Annotated in this window: 16 protein-coding genes and 2 tRNA genes; 11 read left to right on the top strand and 7 right to left on the bottom strand. The window is 61.5% G+C overall.

Annotated elements, in window-relative coordinates:
- Positions 1 to 5 precede the first annotated feature (5 nt).
- On the top strand, positions 6 to 467 hold the full coding sequence (locus ACFQND_RS17505; RefSeq protein ID WP_371436425.1) for a GNAT family N-acetyltransferase: 462 nt from the start codon (positions 6 to 8) through the stop codon (positions 465 to 467).
- 236 nt (positions 468 to 703) lie between these two features.
- Here ACFQND_RS17505 and ACFQND_RS17500 read toward each other — a convergent pair whose 3' ends face one another.
- A complete protein-coding gene (locus ACFQND_RS17500) occupies positions 704 to 1,486 on the bottom strand; it encodes a 3-hydroxybutyrate dehydrogenase (protein WP_371436424.1) in 783 nt (260 codons plus the stop codon).
- Positions 1,487 to 1,618: 132 nt separating this feature from the next.
- Between ACFQND_RS17500 and ACFQND_RS17495 the strand changes: the two genes are divergently transcribed.
- The 5 genes from ACFQND_RS17495 to rimO all read left to right on the top strand — a co-directional run bounded on the left by ACFQND_RS17495 (position 1,619) and on the right by rimO (position 7,260).
- On the top strand, positions 1,619 to 2,530 hold the full coding sequence (locus tag ACFQND_RS17495) for an alpha/beta fold hydrolase (RefSeq protein ID WP_371436423.1): 912 nt from the start codon (positions 1,619 to 1,621) through the stop codon (positions 2,528 to 2,530).
- Positions 2,531 to 2,575: 45 nt separating this feature from the next.
- The gene (locus ACFQND_RS17490) at positions 2,576 to 4,831 is read left to right on the top strand and encodes a RelA/SpoT family protein (protein ID WP_371436422.1); all 2,256 of its coding nucleotides are present in this window, start codon (positions 2,576 to 2,578) and stop codon (positions 4,829 to 4,831) included.
- 121 nt (positions 4,832 to 4,952) lie between these two features.
- Positions 4,953 to 5,029 (top strand) — tRNA-Val (locus ACFQND_RS17485).
- A 193-nt stretch (positions 5,030 to 5,222) separates the two neighbouring features.
- Entirely contained in the window at positions 5,223 to 5,774 is a 552-nt protein-coding gene (gene phaR, locus ACFQND_RS17480) for a polyhydroxyalkanoate synthesis repressor PhaR (protein ID WP_371436472.1), read from the top strand.
- A gap of 76 nt (positions 5,775 to 5,850) precedes the next feature.
- The gene (gene rimO / locus ACFQND_RS17475) at positions 5,851 to 7,260 is read left to right on the top strand and encodes a 30S ribosomal protein S12 methylthiotransferase RimO (RefSeq protein ID WP_371436421.1); all 1,410 of its coding nucleotides are present in this window, start codon (positions 5,851 to 5,853) and stop codon (positions 7,258 to 7,260) included.
- A 245-nt stretch (positions 7,261 to 7,505) separates the two neighbouring features.
- Here the strand turns inward: rimO and ACFQND_RS17470 are convergent.
- A tRNA-Leu gene (locus ACFQND_RS17470) sits at positions 7,506 to 7,590 on the bottom strand.
- A 116-nt stretch (positions 7,591 to 7,706) separates the two neighbouring features.
- Between ACFQND_RS17470 and rnr the strand changes: the two genes are divergently transcribed.
- Both rnr and ACFQND_RS17460 read left to right on the top strand, forming a co-directional pair.
- A complete protein-coding gene (gene rnr / locus ACFQND_RS17465; RefSeq protein ID WP_371436471.1) occupies positions 7,707 to 10,064 on the top strand; it encodes a ribonuclease R in 2,358 nt (785 codons plus the stop codon).
- Positions 10,065 to 10,099: 35 nt separating this feature from the next.
- Positions 10,100 to 10,675 carry a YggT family protein gene (locus ACFQND_RS17460; RefSeq protein ID WP_371436420.1) on the top strand — a complete coding sequence of 192 codons (576 nt, stop codon included), beginning with the start codon at positions 10,100 to 10,102 and terminating at the stop codon, positions 10,673 to 10,675.
- Positions 10,676 to 10,680: 5 nt separating this feature from the next.
- On the opposite strand, the gene ACFQND_RS17455 is transcribed toward ACFQND_RS17460, so the two are convergent.
- A complete protein-coding gene (locus ACFQND_RS17455; RefSeq protein WP_371436419.1) occupies positions 10,681 to 11,910 on the bottom strand; it encodes an MFS transporter in 1,230 nt (409 codons plus the stop codon).
- A gap of 196 nt (positions 11,911 to 12,106) precedes the next feature.
- On the opposite strand from ACFQND_RS17455, the gene ACFQND_RS17450 reads away from it, so the two are divergent.
- Entirely contained in the window at positions 12,107 to 12,445 is a 339-nt protein-coding gene (locus ACFQND_RS17450; protein ID WP_371436418.1) for a DUF4286 family protein, read from the top strand.
- Between the two features lie 38 nt (positions 12,446 to 12,483).
- On the opposite strand, the gene ACFQND_RS17445 is transcribed toward ACFQND_RS17450, so the two are convergent.
- From ACFQND_RS17445 to ACFQND_RS17430, 4 genes are all read right to left on the bottom strand, one after another.
- Entirely contained in the window at positions 12,484 to 14,058 is a 1,575-nt protein-coding gene (locus ACFQND_RS17445) for an NAD(P)H-hydrate dehydratase (protein ID WP_371436417.1), read from the bottom strand.
- 87 nt (positions 14,059 to 14,145) lie between these two features.
- Positions 14,146 to 14,649: a peptidoglycan-binding protein LysM gene (lysM, locus tag ACFQND_RS17440; protein WP_371436416.1), complete on the bottom strand. Its 504-nt coding sequence runs from the start codon at positions 14,647 to 14,649 to the stop codon at positions 14,146 to 14,148.
- 152 nt (positions 14,650 to 14,801) lie between these two features.
- On the bottom strand, positions 14,802 to 16,061 hold the full coding sequence (locus tag ACFQND_RS17435; RefSeq protein WP_371436415.1) for a D-amino acid dehydrogenase: 1,260 nt from the start codon (positions 16,059 to 16,061) through the stop codon (positions 14,802 to 14,804).
- A 116-nt stretch (positions 16,062 to 16,177) separates the two neighbouring features.
- Positions 16,178 to 17,530, bottom strand: coding sequence for an amidase (locus tag ACFQND_RS17430; protein WP_371436414.1), 1,353 nt, complete (start codon positions 17,528 to 17,530; stop codon positions 16,178 to 16,180).
- Between the two features lie 164 nt (positions 17,531 to 17,694).
- Here ACFQND_RS17430 and rpsB point away from each other — a divergent pair, with 164 nt between their 5' ends.
- Positions 17,695 to 18,447, top strand: coding sequence for a 30S ribosomal protein S2 (gene rpsB, locus ACFQND_RS17425; protein ID WP_371436413.1), 753 nt, complete (start codon positions 17,695 to 17,697; stop codon positions 18,445 to 18,447).
- A gap of 158 nt (positions 18,448 to 18,605) precedes the next feature.
- The gene (gene tsf, locus ACFQND_RS17420) at positions 18,606 to 19,520 is read left to right on the top strand and encodes a translation elongation factor Ts (RefSeq protein WP_371436412.1); all 915 of its coding nucleotides are present in this window, start codon (positions 18,606 to 18,608) and stop codon (positions 19,518 to 19,520) included.
- The last annotated feature ends 30 nt before the right edge of the window (positions 19,521 to 19,550 follow it).

Below are 19,550 nucleotides of genomic sequence, written 5' to 3'. Positions count from 1 at the left end.
CCGACATGACCGAAGCCCTGCAAATCCGCCCCATCCGCGCCGAAGACTTCCCGGCCTGGAAGCCGCTTTGGGACGGCTACAACGCTTTTTATGGCCGCGAGGGCGAGACCGCGCTTGCGCCTGAGATCACCCGGGTCACATGGGAGCGCTTTCTGGATCCGCATGAACCGGTGTTTGCACTGGTGGCAGAAGCCGGCGGGGAGATCCTGGGGCTGACACACTACCTGTTCCACCGCAGCACCACGCGGATTGAACCCACCTGCTACCTGCAGGATCTTTTCACTGCCGGGCCGGCGCGCGGCCGGGGTGTTGGAAGGGCCTTGATCCTGGGCGTGTACGAGCAGGCGGAGGCGGCGGGCGTGAAGCGGGTCTACTGGCAAACGCAGGTGTCAAACGCCGCCGGCCGTGCGCTTTACGACAAGGTGGCCAGGCATGCAGGCTTTATTGTTTATGGCCATGACCTCTGAAGGCTGTGTCCGGCACCTGTGCGCCGTCAGTCTGAAAGCGTTTCAACTAAAGAAGTTGCTACGATATTGATAGCTGGTGGCGCGCACAGGACGGTGGCTACGGGCACAAAAGGCCTTGAAAGCGGCCTGTTTTTTTGCACCCCGGCGCCAGTCCTGACGGGCCCTTTTATGCATCAAACAGGCCGCTGGCCGCCGTGGATGGCGCGCGGCCAGCTATATATTTGATAGCGACCTGCTTACTGCGCAGCCCAGCCCCCGTCCATATTCCAGGCCACGCCGCGCACATTGTTGCCGGCCGGTGAGCAGAAAAACACCGCCAGTGCACCCAGTTCTTCCGGCGTGGTGAACTGCAGCGATGGTTCTTTTTCACCCAGCAACTGCGCCGTCGCGGCTTCGTTGCTGATGCCGCCTGCAGCGGCCTTGGCATCCACCTGTTTTTGCACCAGGGGTGTCAGCACCCAGCCCGGGCAAATCGCGTTACAGGTTACGCCGCTGGTGGCGTTTTCCAGGGCGGTGACTTTGGTCAGGCCGACAATGGCGTGTTTGGCTGCAACGTAGGCCGATTTTTCAGCCGAGCCGACCAGGCCGTGCACCGATGCCACGTTGATGATGCGGCCCCAGCCCTTGCCGCCGTTGGCGGCCTGCATGGCGGGCAAAGCCAGGCGGCTGGCATGGAAGGCGCTGCTCAGGTTGATGGCGATGATGGCGTCCCACTTTTCAACCGGGAAGTTCTCGACGCGGGCGACGTGCTGTATGCCGGCGTTGTTGACCAGGATGTCGACCTGGCCAAACTGGGCGGCGGCGTATTTCATCATGTCCTCAATCTCGGCAGGTTTGCTCATGTCGGCGCCGTGGTAGGCGACCTTGACACCCAGCGCTGCGATTTCGGCCTTGGGGCCTTCGACATCGCCAAAGCCGTTCATGACGATATTGGCACCCTGCGCGGCCAGCGCCTTGGCGATGCCCAGGCCGATACCGCTGGTGGAACCCGTGACAAGCGCTGTTTTACCTTTGAGCATGAAGTTTTCTCCGGATGATTTACGATGGTTGTTCTTGGATTTGAACTGCGCACCGGCCATATATTGGAGTAGCCGGCGCAGCAGGAATTTTCCTCAAGTAATTATCTGGCCTTTGAATGAAACCGAACGTACATGACTGAACCTACGCTGAACTACGTAAGCTGCCCCGACACCAATGGCGGTCACCGCATGGCGTACTGGCAATGGGGCAATCCGGCGAGCAGGCACGTCGTGGTGTGCGCGCATGGCCTGTCGCGCCAGGGGCGTGATTTTGATGTGCTGGCCCAGGCGCTGTGCGACAAGGCCGGCGGCGATCTGCGGGTGGTTTGCCCCGATGTGGTGGGCCGCGGCGAAAGCGACTGGCTCAAGGACCCGATGGGCTACCAGGTGCCGGTATACGCGGCCGACATGCTGGCCATGCTGGCGCAACTGCAGGCCCAGGCGCCCATCACCACGCTGGACTGGGTGGGCACCAGCATGGGCGGGCTGATAGGCATCATTCTGTGCGGCCAGCCGGGCCTGCCCTTGCCTGTACAGGTGCGCCGGTTGGTACTTAATGACGTGGGGCCGGCCATCCAGTGGGAGGCGATTGTGCGGATTGGCACCTATTTGGGGCTGGCGGGCGAGTTCGATTCGGTGCAGGCGGCCGCGGATGCCATGTGGGCGATTTCCACCGGCTTTGGCCCGCATACGCCCGAGCAGTGGATGGCGCTGTCGCGGCATATGGTCAAGCCGGTTTCCGGCGAGCCGGGCAGCAGGTTCCGCCTGCATTACGACCCGGCGATGGCCGTGCCCTTTAAACAGTCGACGGAGGCCGCAACCCGGCAGGGCGAGGCCATGCTGTGGCAACTGTATGACAACATCAAGGCGCAGACTTTGCTAATACGTGGCAAGAATTCTGATTTGCTGAGCCCGGAGACGGCGCAGGCCATGGTCCAGCGTGGCCCCCATGCCCGGCTGGTGGAGTTTGCCGGCGTCGGGCATGCGCCCACGCTGATTGCTGGTGACCAGGTCGATGTGGTGGCGCGTTTTCTCCTGGCCTGATTTTTTGTGTGGTTTGTCCGAAAATTTTGGATGGTTCAGGTTTTCATGAAAAGCAATGTGCTGGGGCCGGATGGCCCGACAGCTTCCCCGAATAGCAATGCGTCCATCGTGACCGCCACGGCAGACAGCGTGCCGGACCAGCCGCATGCGCTGGCGCGCGCGCGTGCCTTCGCCGAGCCGCTGATCGCCAGCGAAACCTTTGACACTGGCGAAAACATCCTGGCGCATGCCGATGCGGTGGCCGCCATCCTCAAGTCCATAGGTGGCTCGGAGGCCATGCAGGCGGCCACCTACCTGGTGCACTCCTGCCAGCACCTGACCAAGCCGCTGGAAGTCATCACCAAGGCCTTTGGCGCGAACTATGCCGCGCTGGCCATGGAGACCACCAAGCTGGTCAATGTACAGCGCCAGGCCCGCACGGTAGATGCCAAGCAGCTGCTTGAAGACCCCGCCGCGCAGACCGAAAACGTGCGCAAGATGCTGCTGGCGTTCTCGCGCGACCTGCGCGTGGTGATGCTGCGGCTGGCCTCGCGCCTGCAGACGTTGCGGCATTACGCCGCGACCAAGCAGGCGGCGCCGCAATCGCTGGCTTACGAGTCGCTGCATGTGTTTGCGCCGCTGGCCAACCGGCTGGGCATCTGGCAGGTCAAATGGGAAATGGAAGACCTGGCTTTCCGTTTTCTTGAACCGGACACCTACAAGGAAACCGCCCGCCTGCTCGATGAAAAACGTCTGGAGCGCGAGCAGTTCATGGAGGCGCTGCGTGTGCAGCTGGAGCGCGAGCTCAACAAGGGCGGCATTGCCGCGCTGGTGCAGGGCAGGCCCAAGCACATCTACAGCATCGTCAAAAAAATGCGCGGCAAGTCGCTGGACTTTGATCAGGTGTTTGACATTCGTGCGTTGCGCGTGATTGCCGCCGATGTGAAGGGCTGTTACGCGGCGCTGGGTTTTGTGCATTCGCGTTTTACGCCGATCGAGGGCGAGTTTGACGACTACATCGCCAAGCCCAAATCCAACGGCTACCAGTCCCTGCACACTGTGGTGCGCGACGAGGCGGGCAGGGCGGTTGAAATCCAGATCCGCACGCAGGCCATGCATGACCACGCAGAGCACGGCGTGGCCGCGCACTGGGCCTACAAGGAAGCCGGCACCAAGGGTTACGGCGGCGTGTCGGCCAGCAGTGAATACGACGCCAAGATTGCCGTGCTGCGGCAGTTGCTGGCCTGGGAGCGCGATCTTTCCGGCCCGGCCGCAGCCCGCGCCCGCGAGGCGAACAAAGGCCTGTTTGAAGACCGCATCTATGTGCTGACGCCGGATGCCGCCATCGTCGAGCTGCCGCAGGGTGCCACGGCGGTGGACTTTGCCTACAGCGTGCACACCAACGTGGGCCACCGCTGCCGCGGTGCGCGTATTGACGGGGCCATGGTGCCGCTGAACACGCCGCTGCAAAACGGGCAGACGGTGGAGATCATCACCGTCAAGGACGGCGGGCCGTCACGCGACTGGCTCAATCCCGAGCTGGGCTTTTTGTCCAGCCACCGCGCCAAATCAAAGGTACGCGCCTGGTTCAATGCACTGGAGATGGCGCAAACCGTGGCCAGGGGCCGTGAAGCGGTTGAAAAGCTGCTGCAGCGCGAAGGCAAAACCGCCATGAAGCTGGACGACCTGGCGGTGCAACTGGGCTTCAAGGCGGCAGACGACTTGTTTGAGGTGGTGGGCAAGGACGAGCTGTCCCTGCGCACGATTGAAACCATGCTCAGGCCGCCCGAACCGGTGCTGACCCAGGACGACTATGTGCTGGCCAAAAAAGCGCGCGTAACGAAACCAAACGCCAAGGGCGGCGGCGTGCTGGTGGTCGGCATGGGATCGCTGCTGACGCAACTGGCCAAATGCTGCAAACCCGCGCCGCCGGACGACATTCTTGGTTTTGTCACCAAGGGCAAAGGCGTGAGCATCCACCGCAGCGATTGCAGCAATTTTCGCAACATGGCTTCGGGCAGCCCGGACCGTGTGATCGAGGTCGAGTGGAGTTCGCCGAAAGCGGGTGAAGGCAGCTCTGTCTACCCGGTCGATGTTTCCATTGAGGCTTCTGACCGGCAGGGTTTGCTGCGCGATATTTCCGAGGTGTTTGCCAAGGAAAAAATGAACGTGATTGGCGTGCAGACGCAGTCGGTCAAGGACAACCGCGGCGGCACGGCCTGGATGACTTTCACTGTGGAGGTGGCGCAGTCCGGCCGCCTCGGGCAGGTGCTGGGCATCGTGGCAGAGGTGGCAGGTGTGCGATCCGCACGGCGGCGGTAGACCGCGCCCCATGTTTGCTCCCTGCACCCCGATGGGCTGAATTTGTTCGCCGTGAGACGCAAATTCGCAGCGAGAAGCGAAGAAGGCCAAATCTTCTCTGCTATACTCTGGGCTCGACTTTAGGCGCATAGCTCAGCTGGTTAGAGCACCACCTTGACATGGTGGGGGTCGTTGGTTCGAGTCCAATTGCGCCTACCAATTCCCTTAAAACGGTTCCTGAATTGCAACACTGCACCACTGGATGTGCAGTACGATTTGTACAGGGTAAACCAAGGGGATTGTGTACATCCAGACTTCCTAGAATGTAATGATCCACGGCTTCTCGCAGTTGCCGTTCATTCAGAGGATCAATCCAGTGCCAAAAACGAAATCCACCGGCCCAAAATCCGGCGTGCCGCCATCTCAAGACAACTCCACGGAGGATGTGGCGGGCAAGGGTGAGCCTGACAGGGTCATCAAGAAATACCCGAACCGGCGGCTCTATGACACCGAAACCTCCACCTACATCACGCTGACCGAGGTCAGGGAACTGGTGATGGATAGTGCCCATTTTGTGGTGCGTGATGCCAAGACCAATGAAGACCTGACGCGCAGCATCCTGCTGCAGATCATCCTGGAAGAGGAGTCGGGCGGCGCGCCGATGTTCACCGAAGCCGTGCTGGCCAACATCATCCGTTTTTACGGCAATGCCATGCAGGGTTTCATGGGCGCCTACCTTGAGAAAAACGTTCAGAGCTTCATGGACCTGCAGGTCAAGATGGCCGAGCAGTCCAAGGGGCTGAGCCCTGAAATGTGGGCGCAGTTCATGAATGCGCAGTCGCCCATGATGCAGGGCATGATGGGCACCTATGTGGAGCAGTCCAAAGGTGTTTTTACGCAGATGCAGGAGCAAATGCAAAAGCAGAGCGAGCAGATGCTGGCGGCCCTGGGCCTCAAACGCTGAGTTTGTTGCCCTTGGCAATTCGGGCCATTCGCGGGCCCGATGCCGCTGATTTACCCGCTCTGAGACAATAGGGCCCATGAGCGAAGTTATCTCCCCACCATCACCGATCGATACCAAAGCCGCCCCACGCGTCGGTTTTGTCAGCCTGGGTTGCCCCAAGGCCCTGACCGATTCCGAATTGATCCTTACGCAATTGAGCGCCGAGGGTTACCAGACCTCCAAGACCTTTGAGGGCGCGGACCTGGTGATCGTCAACACCTGCGGCTTTATCGACGACGCCGTCCGAGAAAGCCTGGACACCATTGGCGAAGCGCTGGCCGCCAACGGCCGGGTCATTGTCACGGGTTGTCTGGGCGCCAAGGCGGGTGAGGGCGGCGGCAACATGGTGCGGCAAATGCATCCCAGCGTGCTGGCTGTTACAGGCCCGCATGCGACGCAGGAAGTCATGGATGCCGTGCACCTGAATCTGCCGAAACCGCATGACCCTTTTGTGGACCTGGTGCCCAATGCCTTTGGCATTGCCGGTATCAAGCTCACGCCAAGGCATTACGCGTATTTGAAGATCAGCGAAGGCTGCAATCACCGCTGCACTTTCTGCATCATCCCGTCGATGCGCGGTGACCTTGTGTCGCGGCCCATCGGCGATGTGCTGAACGAGGCGCGGGCGCTGTTTGAGGGCGGCGTAAAAGAACTGCTGGTCATCAGCCAGGACACCTCGGCCTATGGCGTGGACGTCAAATACCGCACCGGTTTCTGGGACGGCAAACCCGTCAAGACGCGCATGCTCGAACTGGTGCAGGCGCTGGGAGAGATTGCCGAGCCCTACGGCGCCTGGGTGCGCTTGCATTACGTCTATCCGTACCCAAGTGTGGATGAAGTGCTGCCGCTGATGGCTACCGGCAAGGTGCTGCCTTACCTGGACGTGCCCTTGCAGCACAGCCATCCGGATGTGCTCAAGCGCATGAAGCGCCCCGCCAGCGGCGAGAAAAACCTGGAGCGCATTGCACGCTGGCGCGAGATCTGCCCGGAGATCGTGATTCGCAGCACGTTTATCGCGGGCTTTCCCGGTGAAACCGAAGCTGAATTCGAGCACCTGCTGGATTTCATGCAGGAAGCCAAAATTGACCGTGCCGGCTGTTTTGCCTACAGCGCCGTGGAGGGCGCCACTGCCAACGACATCCCGGGCATGCTGCCCATCGAGCTGCGTGAAGAGCGGCGTGCGCGTTTTATGGCGGTTGCAGAGGCCGTATCAAGCCAGAAGCTGCAGCAGCGCATAGGCGCGACCATGCAGGTGCTGGTGGATTCGGCGCCGGCACTGGGCCGCAAGGGCGGCACCGGCCGGTCTTATGCCGATGCGCCCGAGATTGATGGTGTGGTGAAGCTGCTGCCGCCAGAGAAAATCAGCAAAACCCTGAAGGTCGGCGAATTTACCAGGGCCCGCATTGTCGGGGCCCAGGGCCACGACCTGATTGCAGTGCCGTTCTGATTCCATTTCCAGGTCATTCGTGCGTTTTGCCGGCTTCGCCGGCCGCACGTTTGTACTGCCTGCGTTTTGCCTTTTTGTTCACAAATGATGTGAATGATGTGAATGATGTGAATGATGTGAATGATGTGAATGATGTGGAAGCGGAGTGATCGGTCAAAAGGTTTCAGGCAACAAAAAAGCCACTGTGAAAACAGTGGCTTTTAATGTTGACTTCCTTATTGGTAATCAGGAAGTCTGGCTAATTTTGGTGCCCGGGAGAGAACTCGAATCTCCACATCTTGCGATACACGGACCTGAACCGTGCGCGTCTACCAATTCCGCCACCCGGGCACAGCAAGCAGTGTACCATTACATCAACGTTTTTCCGGCCATGAGCCTGAAATATTTCGGTTGCATACTCAAAATAAGCAGCAGCCCAAAAAAACCTCAAACAAGAAGAGACTTTTATCAAAACAACTAACCAAAATACCGGCGCATCGTCCGGACTCCTCGCAGAATTCGAGGGCACCGTTTTTGGCCACCGTGATGGCCATGGTTTTGTCCAGCGCGACGACGGCGAGGCCGATATTTACCTGCCGCCCAACGAAATGCGCGCCGTGCTGCACAAGGACCGCGTCAAGGCGCGCATTGTGCGGCACGACCGTAAAAACCGGCCCGAAGGCCGCGTCACGGAAATCCTGGAACGCTCCTCCAATCCCATCATCGGCCGCCTGCTGCAGGAAAGCGGTGTCTGGCTGGTTGCGCCCGAAGACAAGCGTTATGGCCAGGATGTGCTGATCCCCAAGGGGGCCACCGGCTCCGCCAAGGCGGGGCAGGTCGTCGTGGTCCAGCTGACCGAGCCGCCTGCGCTGTTTGGCCAGCCGGTAGGGCGCGTCAAGGAAGTGCTGGGTGAGATCGACGACCCCGGCATGGAAATTGAAATCGCCGTGCGCAAATACGGTGTGCCGCATGAATTCAGCGACGCTGCCATGGCCCAAGCCCGTGCCTTGCCGGACGTGGTGCGTCCTGCGGATAAAAAAGGCCGGGTCGACCTGACCGATATTCCCCTGGTCACCATAGACGGCGAAGACGCCCGCGATTTCGACGATGCCGTGTATTGCGAGCCCGCCAAGGTGGGCCGCGGCAAGGGCTGGCGCCTGCTGGTTGCGATTGCCGACGTGAGCCACTATGTGGAAACCGGCAGCGCCATCGACATCGATGCCTACGATCGCGCGACCAGCGTGTATTTCCCGCGCCGCGTGATCCCGATGCTGCCGGAAAAGCTTTCCAACGGCCTGTGTTCGCTCAACCCGAATGTCGAGCGCCTGTGCATGGTTTGCGACATGCTGGTCAATGCGAAGGGCGAGGTTCACGCCTACCAGTTTTACCCGGCCGTGATGTTCAGCCAGGCACGCTTTACCTATACCGAAGTGGCGGCCATCCTGGCCAACACGCGCGGCCCGGAAGCCGCGCAGCGCAAGGCGCTGGTGCCGCACCTGCTGGATCTGCACGACGTGTACCAGGCCCTGTTAAAGGAGCGTGGGACGCGCGGTGCGGTGGATTTTGAAACCACCGAAACCCAGATCGTTTGCGATGAAGCCGGACGCATTGAAAAAATCGTGCCCCGCACCCGCAACGCGGCGCACCGGCTGATTGAAGAAGCCATGCTGGCCGCCAACGTATGCTCGGCCGACTTCATTGCCCAGAGCAAGCACATCGGCCTGTTCCGGGTGCATGAAGGCCCGACGCCCGAGAAAAAGGACATGCTGCGCAATTACCTGAAGGCGACGGGCGTGGGCATGACGATCAGCGACGACCCGACCCCGGGCGAGTTCCAGCAGATTGCATTGGCCACCAAGGACAGGCCCGATGCGCAGCAAATCCACTCCATGCTGCTGCGCTCCATGCAGCAGGCCATCTACACGCCAATGAACAGCGGCCACTTCGGCCTGGCATACGAGGCCTACACGCACTTCACCAGCCCGATACGGCGCTATCCGGACTTGTTGGTGCACCGTGTCATCAAGGCGGTGCTGAACAAGACAAAATACCAGCTGCCGACCTTGCCCACGCCGGGCGAGGCAGAAGCCAAGCTGTCCAAACGCCTGGCCTCACGTGTCAAGGAGCCGACCCAGAAGCCCAAAAAGGCCAGCGCCGACGAACTTGCCTGGCAGGCTGCCGGCCTGCATTGCAGCGCCAACGAGCGTCGCGCCGACGAAGCCAGCCGCGATGTGGAAGCCTGGCTCAAGTGCAAATACATGCGCGAGCACCTGGGCGAGGAGTTCGGCGGCGTGGTAACTGCGGCTACCAGCTTCGGTATCTTTGTGACGCTGGATGCCATGTATGTCGAGGGCCTGGTGCACATCACCGAACTCGGCGGCGAATACTTCCGTTTTGACGAAGCACGCCAGGAGTTGCGCGGCGAACGCACCGGCATCCGTTACGCCATCGGTACCAGGGTAAGGGTGCAGGTCAGCCGTGTGGACCTTGATGGACGCAAGATTGACTTCCGCCTGGTGCATGAAGGCGAAGAGCTGCTGGGCCGCGCCATGAAGGACAAGACCGGCGGTCATGCGGCTGAGCTGCCGGCGCGGGAGCGCGCTGCGTCGAGAGGTGCGGACGGCAAGCAGGACAAGGGCGGTGCCAAACGCGCTGAACCGCGTACTGGCGGGCGCAGCGGCGGCGCGTCCGGTTCTTCCAGCCGTACCGACAAGGGCGCGGGGGCCGGCAGGGCGCATCCATCGCCGATTCAGGCGTTGAAGGCTGCGGTCAAAAAGTCCGCCGGCAAAGCCCGCAGCAAGCAGGGCAAAAAGCCGCGCCGCTGATTGTCCATGCCGATTATTTTTACGCCTGAAAACCCATGCTGATCCGGATTCTTGCTTTTCTGCTTGAGACGCTTTTTTTCCTGCTGATAAGCGCGGCATTGCTGCGTGCCTGGATGAACTGGACCCGTGTCAACATGAGCGCACAACCGGGCAGCTTTGTGATGGCGCTGACCGACTGGATCGTCAAGCCTCTGCGGCGTACCTTGCCGCAATCCCTGGGCAAATCGCGCGTCGATTGGGCCAGTGTGATCGCGGCAGTCGTGCTGGCGCTGGTCTATGCCATGTTGTGGGGCCTGTTGTTCGGCGTTCTGCTGGGGGTGACCCACTGGATGCCTGATCTGGCCCTGACAGCCCTGTCCGGCCTGTTTGTGTTTGCCTTGAAGATGCTGGTTCGCGTGGCGCTGCAAACCATGATGATTCTGGTCATCGGTTTCGCCATCCTGTCCTGGGTCCAGCCGGGCTCCCCGGTCTATAACCTGCTGGGTCGCCTGACCGAACCCTTGCTGACACCCTTGCGCCGTTTCATCCCGGCAATAGGCGGGGTTGACCTGTCAGCGCTGGCGCTGATCCTGATCCTGCAGATCGGCTTGATGGTTCTGGGCCAGGCTTAGCCAGCTCAAGGCTTCAGTTCGCTTGCCGCCTGCATGTTGTCCTTGTGCAGGCGCCACAGGCGCAGGCCGCACCAGGCCATGGGAATGGCCAGCGCCGCATAGCCTATGCGGTAGCTGCCTGTGGTCGACGCCAGCAGGGCAAACAGGGGCGGGCCTATCACCACGCCCAGGAAGGTGAACGCGGACACGCCGCCGGTTGCCAGGCTTGTGAAGCCAGAAGGCGCCTGGCGGGCTACTTCGGCGAGAAAGACGCCGTTCCAGCCAATCGCAGTGGCGCCAAAGACGGCCAGCAGGGCGAGCACCACGACCAGCGGGGTGCTCGCCTGGAGCAGTGCAATGCCGACGCAACAAAATACGATGATCAGGGCCAGCAGCGTCAGCGTGCGCGTGGCGCCCAGGCCCTTGTCGGCAATGTGGCCCCAGACCACCCGCCCGATGACGCCGGCCAGCTGGCAGACCGAGAGTGCAAAGCCCGCAGCCACCAGCCCGAAGCCGAGTTCCGAGTTCAGGTAAATCACCGTATAGGTCGTCAGGCACAGCTGCACCGCCGACAGGAAAAATGAGCACAGCGCCAGCGACCGGAGCCGGACATGCCCGGCGACCAGGCGCACGGGCTCTGCAAGCTTGCCAGGACCAACGGCAGAAGACGGATTGCGCTGCTCGTCAAGGCGGGCGCGCAAGCCTTGCGCCAGCACCGCGCAGGCCACGCAGATCAAGGCAACGCTGCCCAGGCCCCAGCGCCAGCCGACCACCAGCATCAGGCCGGGCACCAGTGCCCCGGCCATGATCCCGCCCAGCGGCACGCCTGTTTGCTTGAGCGAGAACATCAGCGACATGCGGTGCGGCGGGGTGCTGCGCGCCAGCAGGTAGGAGCTGGCGGGCGTGATTGGCCCGTAACCCATGCCCATCAGCAGCGCGCCCAGCGCCATCAGGCTGAGGATGCCGGTGCAGCACAGTGCCAGGCCGATAGCGCACAGCATCAGGCTGCCCTGGCTGACGCGTACCGGTCCCCAGCGCTCCACGACCGCGCCGGCGGCCAGGCTGCCGGCCATGGCCCCGACATAGACCACGCCGATGTACAGGCCCGCGTATGTTGGCGATATGTGCAGTGCAGAGCCGATCACGGGGGCGACAACCGGCAGGGTCAGGACCGCCATGGAGGCCATGGCCTGGATCGCGAGGGTAATCAAAAGCTCAGGCCATCCGCTGGTGGATCGCTCTGAAGATTGGGTCATGGAAGTCTCTGGATTGGGGGCGTGAAATGCGCGGGAAGCTTGTTTTTCTGCAGACTTGTTCCGGGAAAAAATCTGTGAAGAGCCTAGAGTTTATGGCCTGCGCGCGAAACATGTTTGCCCGGACGCGGCATCGCCCCGCATGGCCTGGAAACAGTGCCTGAGCGATACTCAATCCCCCATCATTGAAGGCAGGACCATGAAAGATGCCGGTTATTTCTACGTTGTGAAGTTCTGGGTTGCGCCCGAAGGCAAAACGGCGCTGATGAAATGGCTGGCTGACGGCCATGTGGCTGAAGTCGTCAGCCAGCCCGGATTTTTGTGGTGCCGGCAACTGGACCTGCGGCAAAAGGATGACAAGGGCTGGGAAGCGCATTCGATGATTTACGGCATTGAGTCACGGGCGGCTTTTGAGCGCTACTCGGCAGACACTGCACTGGCGGCAAAGTTTGTAGAGCAACGCAAGTCCTTTGTGCAGTTCATGCGCATCGAGCGTTGGGATGCACCTGTCGTTGCCGCCTATGACCGGCCGGCCTGACTGACGGCAGGGTAAGCAACAGGGCGCGCCGTTAAAAATCAAGGGCGGCCAATAGCGCCCCTGGCCAGGTCAGATGCAACAAGCGCCTGCCCCGGCCGTTTGGCAAGCCAGTCATCGGCAAGACGCCCATGCGCAAAGACTGCGCTGCAAGCGGCCTCAAAGGCGCCCATTCCGCTGGCAAGGGATGCGCCCACCATGCCTGCGAGTACATCGCCGGTGCCGGCCGTCGCCAGCAGGGCATTGCCGCTGGCGTTGATGTAACTTGTTTCCCCGGGCGCAGCGATGACCGTGCCTGATCCCTTGAGGATGACAACGGCCTGGTACTGGGCCGCAAGTGCTTCGGCTGCCTTCAGTCGGTTGGCCTGCACTTCTGCTGCGCCCAGGCCAGCGAGGCGCGCGGCTTCCAGCGGGTGCGGCGTGAGTACCGTGGCATCGCCGCGGGCATGGCGCGCTTTCAGCAGGGTTTGCAACTGCGTGTCGATGGCGATGGCATTGAGTGCGTCGGCGTCGAGCACCAGCCTGGGTGCAACAGACAGCACTTTGGCCAGAACGGTTTTGACGGCCTCTCCACCACCGCAGCCGCAGACCACGACCTGGCTCTTCAAATCCAGCGCCTCGGGGCTGCGGAACATCAGCTCCGGTTGTGTTGGATCGACCGTGAGGCTGTTGTTGGCACCCGGTTTACCCAGCAGGGCCACATACACCCGGCCAGCGCCCGCGTGCAGGGCCGCGCGGGCCGCCAGCAGGGCCGCACCGGCCATGTGGCTGGCGGGCGTGGATTCGCCGCCCAGGACGGCGACATCGCCAAAGCTGCCTTTGTGGCTGGCGTGAGCGGCTGTGGCGCGCAGCGGCAACGTGATGCGGTCATGGCCCGTCAGCCAGGCCGCAGGCATTACGGTCGGGAGGGCAGATGAGTCAATGCCCAGGTCATCAAACCAGACTTCACCGGCACAATCGCGCCCCTGCGCCGTGAACAGTCCAGGCTTCAGCGTCAGCAAACTTAAGGTAAATGTGCCCGCAGCCGCCGAGGAACGTGCGCCACCAGCTATTGATTTTGTAGCGCCTGAAAACGTTGATTGACCCGTGTCGGCATTGAGCCCGGTGGGTACATCGACGGCCAGCCTTGGCATGCCGCTGACCTGCATCAGTTCCAGCCACTGCGTCATGCGTGCGCTACCGGCGCGGCCTGTGTTCAGCGTGGCGCCGATTCCCAGCAGGGCGTCTATGCAGAAATCGAAGTCCTGCGGGGGCTGTTCGGCCATGGCAACGCCTGCCGCCAGCGCCCGTTCGCGGGAGGCCAGGGCATCAGGCGGCAATGTGGTTTTGCCCGCCGACAGGCCGGTCCAGGTCACAACAACCGTCTTGCCCCATTGCTGCAAATGCATGGCTGCCTCGAAACCGTCACCACCGTTGTTGCCCGGCCCGCAGGTGATCCAGATGCGCTGGGCGTGTGGTGCCAGCGCCAGGCTCAGCCGGGCAATGCGAAGGCCGGCGCGCTGCATCAGCGTGTGTGGCGGCAGCCCGGCCGCGGCATGCTGTTCTATCTGTCGGGTCGCGGCCACGCTGTACAGCGGCTGGCTGGAGGCGAGGGTGGCGCTGGAGATTTTCTGCATGCCCCGATTGTGGCCTTGCAGGGCGTCTTATGGGCGTTAAAAAGCCCGGCTGGCCGGGCTGTTTGAAGGTCTGAAGAGGCCGAAACCTTATGCGTCAGGCGGAATGCGCAAAACCTGGCCTGGGTAAATCTTGTCGGGGTGGGTCAGCATGGGCTTGTTGGCCTCAAAAATCTGCGGGTACTTGTTGGGCGTGCCGTAAAACTGCTTGCTGATTTTGGAGAGGTTGTCGCCGCTGACCACGATGTACAACTGGGATTCCGGCGCGCTGTCGGCAACGGTCATCATGTCGTTGACGGCTGAAACGCTGGCCACGTTGCCGCAGCACAGCAGGATTTTTTCCTTGGTGGCCTGGTCGGGAGCTACGCCGCTCACGGTCACCGCGCCGCTGGGGGCGTCGAAGGCTACAGCCAGACCATCGACAGACAGGTTCATTTTTTCGATATAGACAACGATCGCATCGCCGGCGGCCTTGCTCAAGGCCTCCACGTTTTCCGGTGTGGGCGCGGCCGCGACCGCATCCTGGGCTGCCTTGGCCTCACCTATGCCAAAAAGCTTCTCGCCGGCTTCCTTGATAAAACTGAACACACCCATGATGACTCCAATCAAAATAGTTACCCGGGCCATATGCCGGGCCGTGTTCACTGTAGCGCCTGTCCGTGACAAACATGCTTACAGCCGGGCCATTCCGTGCGGAAGTTCCGTATCTTGTGGCATTGGCCTACACGGCGGCTGGCGGGCAGGTTTTAACCAAGGCGGCTGATGCCCAGGCCTTCCATGTCGATAGCAGCTGTTTTGCCCGCCATCAGGTCCGCCAGGGCGCGTGCGCTGCCGCAACTGAGCGCCCAGCCGCTGGAGCCATGGCCGAGGTTGAGCCACAGGCCGGGAATGCCGCTGTTGCCTATGATGGGCGGCCCATCGGGCAGCATGGGTCGGGCGCCTTTCCACTCCTGCACATGCGCGCCAAGGTTGGAGTGCTGCGTGGCGCCGGGAAACCAGTCGTGCAGCACCTTGTAGAGCGTCTGGAGGGACGACGCGCGTTTGGTGGCCAGTGAGCCGCCCATTTCGGCGCTGCCTGCCACACGCACGCGGTTGCCCAGGCGGGAGATGGCCACCTTGTAGCGCTCGTCCATGAGCGCGCTGCGCGGCGCGTTGAGATGGTTGCGGATGGGGGCGCTGATGGAGTAGCCGTACACCGCGGCCATGGGGATTTTCAGGCCCAGCGGTTTGAGCAACTGGGCCGCAGCCAGGCCAGCGCACATCACTACCCGGTCGAAGCTGCGCGGCGAGCTTTCACCTGCTATCAAAATGCTAGCTGGTTGCGCATGTTCCAGCTGGGCCACGGCCTTGTTGAACTCAAAATTGACACCCAGGCGCTGGGCTTCGTTCTTCAGCAGCAGGGCAAACTGGCGGCAATTGGCGACTTCATCATTGGGCAGGTGTATGCCGCCCAAAAACTCGGTGTCGGAATTGATGGCGGGTTCTATCTTCCTGACTTCATCCGCATTGAGCTCGCGAAAGGCCGTGCCCGCGTCACGCAGCACCTGCAGGCCGGGCTGGACGAGGCGGCTGTCCTTTTCGCTGCGCAGCAGCACCATGTAACCTGGGCTGCGGTCGTATTCCAGTTGTAGCTCGGCAGTCAACTGGTGCAGCCGTTCGCGGCTGTAAAACGCCAGGCGCTGCAGCCTTGCACGGTTGGCCAGGTAGGTATCGAGCTTGCAGGACTGGTACCACTTCCACATCCACGCCAGGTCGCTGCCCGACAGGGGCAGGCCTATCTTGACGGGCGCATGGCGGCTGAAAAGGTGGCTGAACACCTTGCCGGGCATGCCAGGCGCAGCCCACGGTGTGACGTAGCCGGGCGCGACCACACCGGCGTTGGCAAAACTGGTTTCCTCGGCGGCGGTGCCCCTGCGCTCAAAGACGGTGACTTCGTGGCCGTCGGCGGCCAGCTCGTAGGCGGTGGTGATGCCGATAATGCCGGCACCGATGACGGCAACCCTCATGCAGCAGTACTTTTGTGGCTGGTAACGCGGGTTAGGGTACGGAACGTAAGGGTAGTCATTTCATGCATAAAACAGGCCGCCGGCCCAATATGGGCTAGCGCAGCCAGCTATCTTTTTTATAGTGATTGGGTTAGTGCCGATTCAACCTGGAGCGCCAAGTCGAGCAAAGTATCGTCGCGAAGTGCTGCATGCCAGAGCATCAGGCCCACTGGTAGCTGGCCGGGCGTGTGGCAAGGCAGTGAAATTGCACATCCGTCGAGCATATTAACAACAGATGTGTTGCGCAGCAGCAGCCCGTTGACCCTGAAAAACTCGTCGTCATCGTGCAGCACACTGGCAATGCTTGGGGCGACGATGGGCACGGTGGGTGACAACACCGCGTCAACGCCATCCAGGCGGGTTTGCATGCGGTCTGTCCATTGCCTCCGGGCTGCCAGCAGGTCAATGTAGTCGGCGGCACCCATGCTGGCGCCGCGCAGGATGCGCCGCGCCACGCGGGGGTCGTAGTCTGCTTCGTGTTCCGCAATCAGCTGGCGGTGCCAGGCGTAGCTTTCGGCGGCAGACAAACCGCCGGTCGAATTGATGGCGGCCAGGTCGCCGATTTCATCGAGCGCGATGTATTCAATCTGCGCACCGGCCTGCCGCAGCACCTGCAGGGCGCGTTCGAAAGCCTGGGTGACTGTGCTGTCCATGCCGTCCTGCATCAGGGTGCGGGCAACGGCCAGGCGGCACGAAGACAGCGGCTTGCCCGCAAGCTGCACGGTGCGCGCAGCCAGGACTTCATGCACGGTGACTGCATCCCGCACCGAGTGGGTCAGGGCGCACACCGTGTCGAGGCTGGTGGACAGGGGCAGGGCGCCGGTCGTGGGAACGAGGCGCGCCGTGCTCTTAAAGCCGACGATGCCGCACAGTGCTGCGGGAATGCGGATGGATCCGCCGGTGTCCGAGCCCAGCCCCACCATGGCGGCGCCCGTGGCGACCGATACCGCCGCGCCCGACGATGAGCCGCCGGGAATGCGCTCCACGCCGGTGTCTGCCGGATTGACCGGCGTGCCGTAGTGTGGGTTGGTGCCAACGCCTGAAAAAGCGAACTCCACCATGTTGGTGCGCCCGGCAAGCACGGCACCTGCTGCACGCAGCCGCGCGACGGCAAGGCAGTCAGCTGTGGCTGCCGGGGCATGGGCCAGCACGGTCGAGCCGGCTGCCGTGGTCTGGCCTGCCACGTCAAACAGGTCCTTGACGGAGACGGGGATGCTTTCCAGGGGGCGTGCCAGGCCTGCGGGGGCTGCCTTGAGCTGTTCCATGGAATCCAGGGAGGCAGGCATGTAAACGTGGCGGCATGCAGCACTCCGGGAAACGGCCGCGGCGCGGGCCAGAACCTCATCGGCCCGGGTTTCTCCGCTTTTCAGGGCCTCGCGGGTGCTGTGAATGTCGGCAAGGGGGCTGTCGGGGGGGCGAGTCTGGCTCATTGGGCGGGAGGATGTTATACTCGAATGGCTTTGCAGATGACGATTTTGTTGTTTGCAAGGCAAATCGCAAATCAGCCGCTCAAGGTGTTGTCCGTGAACTTTTGTAAAAAATGGTTTCCGGGCGATCAGCGCTGATTTTAGACACAACCTTTTGGAGTATTCATATGTCAACCACCATGCGCGAAATGCTGGAAGCTGGCGTCCATTTCGGACACCAAACCCGTTTCTGGAACCCGAAGATGGCCCCGTACATTTTCGGCCATCGCAACCGCATCCACATCATCAACCTGGAAAAATCGCTGCCGATGTACCAGGACGCGATGAAGTTCGCGAAACAGCTGTCCGCCAACCGCGGCACCATCCTGATGGTCGGCACCAAGCGTCAGGCCCGCGAAATCGTCGCCACCGAAGCCAAGCGCGCCGGTGTGCCCTATGTTGACCAGCGCTGGCTGGGCGGCATGCTGACCAACTTCAAGACGGTCAAGACCTCGATCAAGCGCCTGAAAGAGATGAAGGCCCAGCAGGAAGCCGGCCTTGACTCCATCAGCAAAAAAGAACAGCTCAATTTCAAGCGCGAAATCGAAAAGCTTGAAAAAGACATCGGCGGCATTCAGGACATGAACGCCTTGCCGGACGCCATTTTTGTGATCGACGTGGGTTTCCACAAGATCGCGATCCTGGAAGCCAAAAAACTCGGCATCCCCCTGATCGGTGTGGTTGACTCCAACCATTCCCCTATCGGCATCGATTACGTGATCCCTGGCAACGATGACTCGTCCAAGGCTGTTGCCTTGTACGCACGCGGCATTGCAGACGCCATCATCGAAGGCCGCGCCAACGCCGTGAACGACGTCGTCAAGATGGTGCAGCCCGAGAGCTCTGATGAATTCGTGGAAGTGCAAAACGCGGCTGCCTGATAAGTTCAGGCATAACTGGTGAATTGCGCCAGACGCGAAAAAGGGGCTCGCGTAGCCCCTTTTTCACAAGTTGATAACCAGATAATTGAACAATTGACGGCACGGGCAGGCGCTACAAGCCACTCACCCCGGCCGCAACGACAAACGGAGAATTGAATATGGCTATTACCGCAAGCATGGTCGCCGAACTGCGCGCCAAGACCGACGCTCCCATGATGGAGTGCAAAAAAGCGCTGACCGAGGCTGAAGGCAACTTCGAAAAAGCCGAAGAAATCCTGCGCGTCAAGCTGGGCAACAAGGCCGGCAAGGCTGCATCGCGTGTCACGGCTGAAGGCGTGATCGCCTACCATAGCGAAGACGGCATTGGTGCACTGGTCGAAATCAACTGCGAAACCGACTTTGTCACCAAGAACGACAGCTTCCTGGCTTTCACGGATGCCGTGGCCAAGGGTATCGTCAAGAATAACCCGGCCGACGTGGATGCCATCGGCGCCATGCCCCTCACGCTGGACGGTTTCGGCCCGACGGTGGAAGACGTGCGCAAGGGCCTGATCGGCAAGATCGGCGAGAACATGTCCGTGCGCCGCTTCCAGCGCTTTGCAAGCGGCAAGCTGGCTTCCTACCTGCACGGTACGCGCATTGGTGTCGTGGTTGAGTTCGACGGTGACGAAACGGCTGCCAAGGACGTTGCCATGCACGTGGCTGCGATGAAGCCCGTGTCGCTGTCCAGCGACCAGGTGCCTGCCGAGCTGGTGGCCCGCGAGCGCTCCGTCGCCGCGGCCAAGGCCGCCGAAGATGCGGCTGTGGCCACTGCCGCCGGCAAGCCGGTGCAGTCCGCCGAAATCGTTGCCAAGCGCATCGAAGGCGGCGTGCAGAAATACCTCAAGGAAGTCAGCCTGCACAACCAGACTTTTGTCAAAAATGACAAGCAGACGGTTGAGCAGATGCTGAAGGAAAAGGGCACAACGGTGAAATCGTTCACCCTTTACGTGGTGGGCGAGGGCATTGAGAAGAAGGTTGACGACTTCGCCGCTGAAGTCGCCGCCCAGGTCGCAGCTGCCAAGGCAGCCTAAGCATTCCAGTCCAGCCGGAAGGCCGCTAAA

The sequence above is a fragment of the Polaromonas aquatica genome, from assembly GCF_042659145.1.
Classification (GTDB): Bacteria; Pseudomonadota; Gammaproteobacteria; order Burkholderiales; family Burkholderiaceae_C; genus Polaromonas; species Polaromonas aquatica.
The sequence above is the reverse complement of the archived record's forward strand: the minus strand, read 5'-3'. Positions and strand labels throughout refer to the sequence as shown.

What these genes read in the sequence shown, in the direction of transcription:
- ACFQND_RS17505 (WP_371436425.1), top strand. Translation starts at nt 6, where the DNA reads ATGACCGAAGCCCTGCAAATCCGCCCCATCCGCGCCGAAGACTTCCCG.
- ACFQND_RS17500 (WP_371436424.1), bottom strand. Translation starts at nt 1,486, where the DNA reads ATGCTCAAAGGTAAAACAGCGCTTGTCACGGGTTCCACCAGCGGTATC.
- ACFQND_RS17495 (WP_371436423.1), top strand. Translation starts at nt 1,619, where the DNA reads ATGACTGAACCTACGCTGAACTACGTAAGCTGCCCCGACACCAATGGC.
- ACFQND_RS17490 (WP_371436422.1), top strand. Translation starts at nt 2,576, where the DNA reads ATGAAAAGCAATGTGCTGGGGCCGGATGGCCCGACAGCTTCCCCGAAT.
- rimO (WP_371436421.1), top strand. Translation starts at nt 5,851, where the DNA reads ATGAGCGAAGTTATCTCCCCACCATCACCGATCGATACCAAAGCCGCC.
- ACFQND_RS17460 (WP_371436420.1), top strand. Translation starts at nt 10,100, where the DNA reads ATGCTGATCCGGATTCTTGCTTTTCTGCTTGAGACGCTTTTTTTCCTG.
- ACFQND_RS17455 (WP_371436419.1), bottom strand. Translation starts at nt 11,910, where the DNA reads ATGACCCAATCTTCAGAGCGATCCACCAGCGGATGGCCTGAGCTTTTG.
- ACFQND_RS17450 (WP_371436418.1), top strand. Translation starts at nt 12,107, where the DNA reads ATGAAAGATGCCGGTTATTTCTACGTTGTGAAGTTCTGGGTTGCGCCC.
- ACFQND_RS17445 (WP_371436417.1), bottom strand. Translation starts at nt 14,058, where the DNA reads ATGCAGAAAATCTCCAGCGCCACCCTCGCCTCCAGCCAGCCGCTGTAC.
- lysM (WP_371436416.1), bottom strand. Translation starts at nt 14,649, where the DNA reads ATGGGTGTGTTCAGTTTTATCAAGGAAGCCGGCGAGAAGCTTTTTGGC.
- ACFQND_RS17435 (WP_371436415.1), bottom strand. Translation starts at nt 16,061, where the DNA reads ATGAGGGTTGCCGTCATCGGTGCCGGCATTATCGGCATCACCACCGCC.
- ACFQND_RS17430 (WP_371436414.1), bottom strand. Translation starts at nt 17,530, where the DNA reads ATGAGCCAGACTCGCCCCCCCGACAGCCCCCTTGCCGACATTCACAGC.
- rpsB (WP_371436413.1), top strand. Translation starts at nt 17,695, where the DNA reads ATGTCAACCACCATGCGCGAAATGCTGGAAGCTGGCGTCCATTTCGGA.
- tsf (WP_371436412.1), top strand. Translation starts at nt 18,606, where the DNA reads ATGGCTATTACCGCAAGCATGGTCGCCGAACTGCGCGCCAAGACCGAC.